Here is a 6,569-nt window from a genome sequence, read left to right as displayed (position 1 = left end):
AAATTAAGAAATTAGCTCCGTTTAAAGTTTTTGAGGGTAATAAGCCTACGAACTCTTTTCTAGTGAAGCAAATCGATCCACATACCTTAGGTTCATTAATTGCGATGTATGAACACAAAATCTTTGTTCAGGGTGTGATTTGGAATATATTCAGCTATGACCAGTGGGGCGTAGAATTAGGGAAGCAATTAGCTAATTCTATTTTACCAGAATTAGAAAATGAAGAGAAAATCCATTCACACGACTCTAGCACCAATGGATTGATTAATCAATTTAAAGCTTGGAGGTAGGCTTTACTTCAATAAAGTGATTATTTCAGAGATGGAGAGCAGGTTCTGTTCTCCATTTTTCATGTTCTTTACATTCGCTTTACCTTCTTTCAGTTCAGACTCCCCTATTACGGCTACGAATGCAATTTTTTTCTTGTCCGCAAACTCGAATGATTTCTTGATTTTGGCGACATCCGGATACACTTCTGAAGGTATTCCTACTTTACGTAATTCGTTTGCCATCCCTAAAGCTGCCTTGCGACCATCTACATCAAAATAAGTAAAGAGGATAGCGCTGGCACTCGTAGAGATTTCTGGGAATAGTGAAAGCTCTTCCATAACGTCTAGAATACGCTCAATCCCAAAAGAAATGCCTACACCTGACATATTAGGCAATCCGAAAGAACTCGTTAAGTCATCGTAACGTCCTCCACCTACGATAGAACCGAAGGGCAAATCAACTGCCTTACCTTCGTAAATCAATCCAGTATAATAACTCAGTCCACGAGCTAACTTGTAGTCGAATACTAAATTATCGTTACTAAAGCCGTTTGTTTCGGAAAGACTTAATACTTCTTTTATTTCTGCTAAACCTTGTAATCCTGTTTCATTCGTCACAAAAAATGAAGTCAATTTAGCTATTTTAGCTTCGTTTGTTCCCTCAAATAAAATGAGTTCTTTTAATGACTCTACCTTTTCAGAGCTAAAGCCATTTTGAACTAATTCTTCAGCTACTTTATCCCAGCCAATCTTATCTAATTTATCCAATGCGACAGCGAAAGAAACAAAGCGTGCGCTTTCTCCTAATGTGTCTACAATACCGGCTAATATTTTGCGTGAGTTCAAATAGAGATTTACGCGTAATTTTAAGGAGGTGAAAATGGATTGAAATAAAGCAATTAATTCTGCCTCATTTACTAATGAATCAGAACCAATAATATCCGCGTCACATTGATAAAACTCCCTGTAACGTCCACGCTGTGGACGATCAGCACGCCAAACAGGTTGAATTTGATAACGACGGAACGGGAATGCCAAATCATTGCGATTCATCGCAACAAAACGAGCAAATGGTACCGTTAAATCATATCGAAGACCTTTTTCAGAAATTTTAGTCGTCAAGGATTTAGATCCTCCTTCGATATCTGATGGAGAAACTTTGGACATATAATCACCACTATTTAATATCTTAAATAATAATTGATCGCCCTCTTCACCGTATTTACCAGTTAAAGTAGATAGATTTTCAATGGCCGCAGTTTCAATTGCCTGAAAGCCAAAACCTTGAAAATGAGTCTTTATGATGTCAAAAACGTAATTACGTTTTGCCATCTCAGATGGACCGAAATCCCTAGTACCTCTTGCGTTTGCTGGTTTCTGCATCATGTTAAAAAAACAAATTTAATTAATTATGACAAATATTTTTGATAATAGTCGATTTTAGCTATTTTTGCAAACCAAATTATCAAAGACATGGCAGTAACTAGACTAAAACGTAAAGACAGAAGAAATAAAGCAGTAGCTAACAACAAGGTTGCAGCTATCAAAATCTTAAAAGCAAGACCTATTATCAAGTTAGTTGATGTAGAAGCTATCAAAGCTAGTTTTGCTAAATAAGAATAATATTCTTTAAATTTAAACCGGTTTATGCCGGTTTTTTTATGTTCAAATTAATCCTATTCAACAATGAAAAAGACATTATTTGTAATCTCAGCCCTCTTTTTAGGGACAACTAGTTTAACGATTGCACAAGACCACCGTTACGTAAAAGTAAATCCAACCAATCCAAACGATACGGAATATTGGGAGCCTAGCATCCCAGTAGTCACTCCTGGAGCTGTTCCTTCTGACGCAATCGTTTTATTTGATGGTAAAAACCTAGACAATTGGGAGTCTGCAAGAGATGGTTCACCAGCACGTTGGAAGGTTGCCGATGGTAAAATGACTGTAGTGGGTAAAACTGGAAATATTTCAACAAAAGAAAAATTCACGAACTATCAATTACATATCGAGTGGCAAACTCCGATTGAACCAGAGACGTTAAAAAGCCAGGGAAAAGGAAATAGTGGAGTATTTATGCAAGGAATGTATGAAGTTCAAGTGATGAATTCAGACCAAAATCCTACTTACCGAAATGGCCAAGCGGGTTCAATATACAAGCAAACACCCCCATTAGTCAATGCTTCTTCCAAGATGGGTGAATGGAATACGTATGATATCATTTATACAGCTCCTATTTTTACAGTAAACGGAGGAATTGATACACCTGCATACATAACGGTTATTCATAATGGAATTGTGGTTCAGAATCATACCAAGATTCAAGGCACAACGGAATATATCGGACAACCATTAAATCCGGTGCATGGTCCAGGGCCAATAAGTCTACAGGATCACGGAAACGCGGTTAGTTACCGAAATATTTGGTTAAGAAAAATGTAATTAATTTCTTAATTTTGAAGGGAAGGTTTTAAATAGAAAAGCCTTCCCTTTTTTTGTTTCTATGAAATACATCATTAGCTGGGTTTTACGATTTATCCCGAGAAAATTCATTCAATTATTCGCTCACAGACTTATTAAAATATACAGTATTTTTCTTAGTGGAAATAAAGTCTATTGTCCTGTTTGCAATCATTCCTTCAGTCATTTCTTACCTTATGGCCGTCTAACGCCCCGTGAAAATGCGCTTTGTCCTTCCTGTTTAAGTTTAGAACGTCATCGTTTAATGTTCTTATATCTAAAAAACGAGACCTCCTTTTTTACAGAAAAGCCTAAATTATTACATATCGCTCCAGAATACTGTTTTATAGATCGATTTGAGAAGCATTTGGGAGATCAATATATTACAGCAGATATTGAGAGTCCATTAGCTAAAGTCAAAATGGATTTACATGATATTCCATTTGAAGACAATACATTTGATGTGGTATTCTGCAATCATGTTTTGGAACACGTAAAAGACGATGTGCGTTGTATGCAAGAAATAAGACGCGTATTAAAGCCAACTGGTTTTGCTTTATGCCAAAGTCCACAACGCTATGATCTCGCAACAACCTATGAGGATGCGAGCATTACTGATCCGAGAGAGCGAGAGATTCATTTCTTGCAAGATGATCACCTGCGCATCTATGGCCGTGATTATGGAACCCAACTAGAAAAATCGGGTTTTAAGGTAGAATCGGTGAATCTTATCGAAAAATTAGGTTTACCTGAAAGTAATAGAATGGCTTTGCCACTAGAAGAAATTATTTACGTTTGTCGCAAATAAGATGAGATATACTCCATTTTCAGCTGAATTATTCAAAAAAAATCGGGCTAAATTGTACGCACAACTACCGCCTAAATCCATCGTTGTTGTTAGTTCTAATGACATAATGCCCACCAATGCAGATGGGACAATGGGTTTCAGACAGAACAGCGATTTGTTTTATTTGTCAGGTTTAGATCAAGAGGAAACACTATTGATTTTATATCCGGATGCTCCAGAAGCACAGTGGAGAGAAATTGCTTTTGTGCGCGAAACATCGGAATTAATCGAAATTTGGGAAGGACATAAGTATACTAAAGGAGAGGCTATTCAAACCTCCGGTATTCAAAACATTCAATGGACAACTAATTTTGATTCGCTTCTAAAAACATTAATATTTTCAGCGAATCATCTGTATTTAACTGATAATGAGCATTTACGCAATTCATCCATCGTTCAGACACAGAATGCCCGCTTAGGAATTACATTACGAAGTACCTATCCGAATCACACCATAGGGCGCCTCGCTCCTGTTTTAAGTGATTTAAGAATGCAAAAAGAGCCTGAAGAATTACATGCCCTTCAAGTAGCATGTGATATCACAGAGAAAGGCTTCCGTCGGGTTTTAAACTTTACGAAACCAGGTGTAACTGAATATGAAATTGAGGCAGAATTCATTCATGAATTTACCCGAAATCGATCTGAAGGTTTTGCCTATACACCTATCATCGCTTCAGGAGCTAATGCTTGTGTGCTTCATTACATTGACAATGCACTTCCTTGTAAAGACGGTGATATGCTTTTATTAGATGTAGGAGCCTCATATGCGAATTATAATGCAGATATGACGCGGACGATTCCGGTCAATGGTCGTTTCAGTTCACGCCAAAAGCAAGTATATAAAGCGGTTAACGCTGTTTTGAATTATGCGACAGAAATCATGCAGCCAGGTGTTTTTTGGGTAGATTACCAAAAAGAGGTAGAATGCTACATGGAAGGCCAACTGATTGATTTAGGTTTGTTTTCTCGTGCAGATGTGGATAAACAAAATCCGGCGAACCCTCTCTTTAAAAAATACTTTATGCATGGAGTTGCTCATCATTTGGGGTTAGATGTGCATGATGTTTGGGATAAATACAAACCTTTTCAAGAAGGAATGGTTCTTACTTGTGAACCAGGTATTTATATCCAAGAAGAAGGGTTAGGCATCCGTTTAGAAAACAACTTAGTTATACAAACCGGATCTAATATTAATCTAATGAAGAATATACCATTGGATTGGGAGGAAATTGAAGATTTAATGAATCAATAAAACAGGTTAAATGCCTTGTTTTGGCTATATTTGTAGCTTAGTTTAAGGGGAATCCCTAAGGAGAAATAATTGTATATGAAACACCTGCGTAATTTTTGCATCATTGCCCATATTGATCACGGAAAAAGTACTCTTGCCGATCGATTAATTGAATTCACCAATACCGTTCAAAAACGCGATATGATGAATCAATTGCTCGATGATATGGATTTAGAGCGTGAACGCGGAATTACAATTAAGTCTCATGCCATTCAAATGCAATACCCGAAAGATGGGGAATTATATACGTTTAACTTAATTGATACCCCAGGACACGTAGATTTCTCCTATGAGGTATCACGTTCTATTGCCGCTTGTGAAGGTGCTTTGTTAATTGTGGATGCTTCTCAAGGTATTGAGGCGCAAACTATTTCCAATTTATACTTAGCCATCAGTCACGATTTAGAAATTATCCCGGTACTAAACAAGATCGATTTACCAGGGGCTATGCCAGAGGAAGTTTCTGATCAAATTATTGATTTGATAGGTTGTAAAAAAGAAGATATTATTCATGCTTCGGGTAAGGAAGGAATTGGTATCAAAGACATATTAGATGCTGTTGTAGAACGTATTCCTGCTCCCAAAGGTGAACCGACTGCCCCATTACAAGCCCTTATCTTTGATTCTACCTTTAACTCCTATCGCGGTATTGAAGTTATTTTCCGTGTATATAATGGAGAAATCAGAAAAGGAGACAAGGTAAAATTCATTAACACGGGAAAAGAATACCATGCAGATGAAATCGGTACATTAGGTTTAGAACAGGAACCAAAACAAATAATCAAAACAGGAGACGTAGGTTACCTGATTTCGGGAATTAAAGAGGCGAAAGAAGTAAAAGTAGGTGATACCATTACACATGTGGCAAATCCCACAGTAACCGCTATTCAAGGTTTTGAGGAGGTTAAGCCGATGGTTTTCGCCGGCATTTACCCGGTTGAAACTTCTGAATTTGAAGATCTACGTGATGCAATGGAGAAGCTTCAATTGAATGATGCCTCCTTAGTTTGGGAACCTGAAACATCGGCGGCACTTGGTTTTGGATTCCGTTGCGGCTTCTTAGGCATGTTGCATATGGAAATTGTGCAGGAACGCCTAGAACGCGAATTTGATATGACGGTTATCACGACTGTACCGTCCGTAAAATTCAAGGTAATTACAACTGCAAACGAAGAAATGTGGGTATCTGCCCCTGCCGACTTACCGGAACCTAATTTGATTAACATTGTTGAGGAACCGTATATTAAGGCACAAATAATAACAAAATCCGAGTATACAGGGGTGATCATGAGCCTTTGTATGGATAAGCGGGGTATTTTAGTGAATCAAATCTACCTGACTACAGATCGCGTTGAATTAACGTTTGACATGCCGCTTTCGGAGGTCGTTTTCGACTTCTTTGACCGTTTAAAAACAATTTCAAGAGGTTATGCCTCCCTAGATTACGAATACAAAGATTACGAACCGGGCGACATGGTGAAGCTGGACATCATGTTAAATGGAGACAAAGTGGATGCTTTATCCGCTATTGTACACCGGGACAAGGCGTATGACTGGGGTAAACGTTTATGTGAGAAATTACGTGAATTAATACCGAGACAGCAATTTGAAATTGCGATTCAAGCGGCGATTGGGCAGAAGATTATTGCCCGTGAGACGGTGAAGGCGTTGCGTAAGGATGTTTTGGCCAAATGTTATGGTG

Annotated in this window: 6 protein-coding genes and 1 pseudogene; 6 read left to right on the top strand and 1 reads right to left on the bottom strand. The window is 37.9% G+C overall.

Annotation, left to right across the window (positions count from 1 at the left end):
• A pseudogene (gene pgi, locus ACILP5_RS10980) lies at positions 1-290 on the top strand (glucose-6-phosphate isomerase); the annotation flags it as partial.
• Between the two features lie 3 nt (positions 291-293).
• Here the strand turns inward: pgi and hisS are convergent.
• Positions 294-1,655, bottom strand: a complete 1,362-nt coding sequence (gene hisS / locus ACILP5_RS10975; RefSeq protein ID WP_395618690.1) for a histidine--tRNA ligase — start codon at positions 1,653-1,655, stop codon at positions 294-296.
• An 87-nt stretch (positions 1,656-1,742) separates the two neighbouring features.
• Between hisS and ACILP5_RS10970 the strand changes: the two genes are divergently transcribed.
• The 5 genes from ACILP5_RS10970 to lepA form a co-directional block, all read left to right on the top strand.
• Entirely contained in the window at positions 1,743-1,886 is a 144-nt protein-coding gene (locus ACILP5_RS10970) for a hypothetical protein (RefSeq protein WP_201737843.1), read from the top strand.
• Positions 1,887-1,955: 69 nt separating this feature from the next.
• Positions 1,956-2,711 (top strand): DUF1080 domain-containing protein, encoded by a 756-nt coding sequence (locus ACILP5_RS10965; protein ID WP_395618689.1) that lies wholly within the window; start codon positions 1,956-1,958, stop codon positions 2,709-2,711.
• A gap of 61 nt (positions 2,712-2,772) precedes the next feature.
• Entirely contained in the window at positions 2,773-3,537 is a 765-nt protein-coding gene (locus ACILP5_RS10960) for a class I SAM-dependent methyltransferase (protein WP_395618688.1), read from the top strand.
• Position 3,538: 1 nt separating this feature from the next.
• Positions 3,539-4,828 carry an aminopeptidase P family protein gene (locus ACILP5_RS10955; RefSeq protein WP_395618687.1) on the top strand — a complete coding sequence of 430 codons (1,290 nt, stop codon included), beginning with the start codon at positions 3,539-3,541 and terminating at the stop codon, positions 4,826-4,828.
• 75 nt (positions 4,829-4,903) lie between these two features.
• The coding region (gene lepA, locus ACILP5_RS10950) for a translation elongation factor 4 (protein WP_395618686.1) at positions 4,904-6,569 on the top strand (1,666 nt) is incomplete at its 3' end.

It is taken from the genome of Aquirufa sp., from assembly GCF_044239315.1.
In the GTDB taxonomy this organism is placed as follows: domain Bacteria; phylum Bacteroidota; class Bacteroidia; order Cytophagales; family Spirosomataceae; genus Aquirufa.
This window is presented reverse-complemented; position numbering and strand designations above follow the sequence as displayed.